Origin of the sequence: Methanosphaera sp. A6, from assembly GCF_001729395.1 — an archaeon.
In the GTDB taxonomy this organism is placed as follows: domain Archaea; phylum Methanobacteriota; class Methanobacteria; order Methanobacteriales; family Methanobacteriaceae; genus Methanosphaera; species Methanosphaera stadtmanae.
This window is the reverse complement of sequence record NZ_MAIF01000032.1, coordinates 1-4,393: the sequence shown is the minus strand read 5'-3', so window position 1 is coordinate 4,393 and position 4,393 is coordinate 1. Positions and strand designations below refer to the sequence as shown.

At 27.0% G+C, this 4,393-nt stretch carries 1 protein-coding gene; it reads left to right on the top strand.

Annotated features, from left to right (window positions below; translation table 11 throughout):
• Window positions 1-4,393, top strand: a 4,393-nt coding sequence (locus A9758_RS07510; protein ID WP_084759198.1) for a hypothetical protein, incomplete at both ends; no start/stop codon positions are given.

Genomic DNA, 4,393 nt, shown 5'->3' with positions numbered 1-4,393 from the left:
ATCCACATTAAAAATGGTACATATAAAGGTACAGGAAATACAAATCTAACAATAGATGGTAATAAATACATTAACTTTATTGGTGATGGAATAAATCAAACAATCATTGATGGAGAAAGTGAATATACCATACAAGGAGGAACAGTTTGGGGAGATGACCCATACTTTAACACATACAACATAACAAAAGGTAACTGGGCAATGAACATAACCTCAGGTAATGGTAAAATAACCATAAAAAACCTAAACTTCCAACACATGGTAAGTAAAGGTGGAAACAATATCAATGCATATCCTACAGCAACAATAGATAACTATGCAAATCTTGAAGTAGATAATGTATATTTCTATGAAAATCTTGCAGGAGTAGGAGCAGGAATAAGAAGTAATGATGGTTCCACACTAGTTGTAAACAACAGTATATTTGAATCCAACCGTAAAAGTAGTAGTACAGGTAACTTTGGAGCTGGAATATACAATAATGGTACAGCAACAATACATAACAGTCAATTTATAGATAATGCAGCAAGATGGGGAACAGTAACCAATGATAAAGTACTAACCATAGTAAACTCAACATTCCGTAATGGACATGCATACAACCTTGCAAGTACATTTAAATTTGGAAGTGGAATTGCAGCAAACACGGGAAGTGCAGACTTCTACAACCAACATAATGGATCAGTAACACTCATTACAAACATAACCAAGTGTACATTTGAAAACAATGAACAAACAGACATATACCAAGGAAAAGGAAACCTTTATGTGAATGAATGTGTATTTAAAAATAGTACTGGAATTTATATTGCTAATGATGACGTGTTTAATAGTTCATTTAATCGTGTCATTGAAAATTCATGTTTTAGTGATATGAAAGGCTCTAGCTTATTCTACAGTCTTAATTTTAGAAAACTGATAACCTTTGCAATATATAACCTTGGTCAAGCTAATACACAAATAACAAACAACAATATAACAGTTCCAACAAGTGCTTATGGTTTATATCTTAATGGATATAATACAGTAGAAAATAACAATATCCAAGGACTTGTATATATTAATGGTAATAATAGTGTTATTTTAAATAATAATTTAACAAGTAATAGATCATACACTGTTGAATTAACAAATAATGCTTTTAATAATAGTATAAGAAGTAATAATATTTCTGCTTCCATTTTTACTGGAAATATGGCTGTGAAATCCACAAATGATAATATTGTATCAGATAATATTGTTGATTCTGGAGAAAATATTACAATTACTGATGATAATTATAATACCTACTTTGATAGTGAAGGAAATATACAAGACACACTTATAAGTAATGGTAGTCGTTTAAATCTACAATCATTAAATAACAAACAATTTAACATAAAAAATCTAAGAGTATTTATTACAAGTATTGATGGATCAATTCTTAGAAATTGTTCAATCTATGTTGATAGTACTGCAAAAACAACAATTTATGGACTAAACATACAAAATACCAATGATAAAGATTATGTAATAAAAATCAACTCAAAATACAATAACATCGAAGCAAACAACATAACAGTAAACACAAACACACCAATACACACAATTATACTCCTAGCTGATGAAAACAACATATATAATAATACAATAACAACAAATGGGCCATCCAATAACATAAACTATACTGGTAGTTATGGTGTTGCAGATACAATAGGATTACATATACAATCATCAAAAAACAACATAGAATCAAATGTATTTAAAACTAATTATACAACAACACAACCATATGGAACAACAATAGGAGTGTCAATACAAGATAATATCACCAGACACACAAACAACACATTATTAAACAATACAATAACAACACAATCAAATGCATATGCATACTCATTAAATCTATTAAATACTGATGATAACGTAATTACTAATAATATAATTAATGTATTTTCAGATAATTATGCAAATGCTATACAAGTTGTAGATTCCCATAATAATGATATAAATGCAAAAGTAACCATAAACTCACAGAATATTGCATACGGTGTAATAATAACAGGAAATAACCAAACATCAAACAATAACATAATTAGTGAATTAACAATAAGCAATATAACCTCAAACATCATATATGGAATTGAATTATACAATACCAATAATACAAGAATATCATCAAATGATTCTAGTAGCTCCTATTATTTACATGGAAATTATGTGACAATGATTGGCTTATTTAAAGCAAATAATACTGAAATAAGTTATATATCACCATATATCAATGGTAAAACAGGAACATTAAACACTGGATATGATGTATTAAAACCAACAAACACTGTATTTAACATAGTAAACTCAACACAAACACAAGTAAATGGAATAAAATACATACAAAAAACAATCAACACAATAAAATACAACAGTCAAGGAAACTATGCACAAATAACAAACTCTAGTAACATATACATAGGAAAACTAGTTAAAGAAGACTATGTTGAAAATACAACAATAAACACAATAAACACACCAATACTAATAACAGACTCACAAAATATAAACATAACAGGAACAAACATAACCACAGACAACCTATACACAATAATACTAAACAATACAAACAACAGCATAATCAAAGACAACATACTACTAAACAACAAACAATTAAATGGAGCAGACAACACCATAATACAAAACAATTGCCAAAACAACACACTACTAAATAACACGCCAACAATAAACAATGTATTATATTTAACAAACAACAACTACAACACATACTTCACAAACAACATATACCAATTTGATTTAAATACAATAGTATTAACATCAGACATATACAACAAAAATATGATATTTAACAAAGAAGTAACAATAGAAAATCCAAATAAATACACAATATACAACACAACAATAACACTAAACAAAATAGCAACAATAAATAATCTAAACATAGTAAATACAGATACAAGAACAAACACAATAATAATAAACATGGCAGCAACAATAAACAATACTAACATTAATATTGATAATAATAATGAAGCAAAAATAATAACAGTCAATGGAGTACAAGCAACAATAACCAACAACACAATAACAGCAACAGGAAACATAATAACAGCAATAACACTAACAACAGCAACAAACACAAACATATACAACAATAAAATAACAATAAACTCAACAAAAGCAACAGCACTAACAGCAACCAAAGGAGAAAACATAAAAATAGCATCAAATAACATAACAACACACACAACAACACCAACACAAGCAATAATGTTTAATAACCTCGATAAAACATATATTGAAAACAACACAATAATAGTACACGAAAACACAAATGTAAGTATAATACACGGAGTATTAAAAAAAATTTTGGCAGGTAAAAAAGTATATGTACGTTACAATTATTTACAAAGTCCATATAGCTGTGGAGATAATGCTATAACAAAGGAATATGTTTATAATAATAATATATATGTTGAAAATAATACACCTAATACCGTATTAACTTTATCTTCGAAAACAAAAAGTATTAAAACAGAAACAATCACCAACGACAACTACAATCAATACTTCGATGAAAATGGAGTAATAAATTCATCAATAACAGAAATTACATTAGGATCTGACTTATATAATAAAAATATAACAATCAACAATAGTTTAAATCACTTCAATAATCCAAATAATTATACATTATACAATTCAACAGTATCATTCAAAGGAAAATCTAGTGGTACTGTAAGTATAAATAATATCAATATTGTAAATACTGATGAAAGAGAATCATTAATTGAAATAAATGGTAAATATGATTTTAGTATATACTTTGAAGGAGGATATTTATCTCAAAAGAATAAAACATCTGATTGTACTCTTATCACTAAAAACGATGAGACAAATGTAGCTTTTAATAATATTACAATAAATATGGAATCTAAAAAAGGTACTATTTTCAATAATGAATCAAAAGATATTGGATTAAGTTATATTACACTAAACATGGATTGTGAAGAAGCTATGATTTTAAATATAAGTAACAAAAATCGTTATGTTGGTTTTATATTTTCAAATATTACTGTTAAAACTAAAATTGCTACTCCAATAATTATAGGAAATAATTCTACAATATTTTTACTAGCATCAATTGTTACTGTAGATGAACCATCAAATGAATCGATAATTTATTTAGAAAATACTACTATGCCAGATGATGGTGAACAACCTATGGTTATATTTAATTATCTAGAAACTCCTTTTGTAAAGGGAGATAATACAATAAAATTAGTAAACTCTGAGGAAGTACCAGTTATGGGCAATATACCTTCTGAAGAAAATATGGTAACTGCTATTAACACAGTATTTCCTAATAAATTGTATAAAAATCTTGATAATTATATTAATA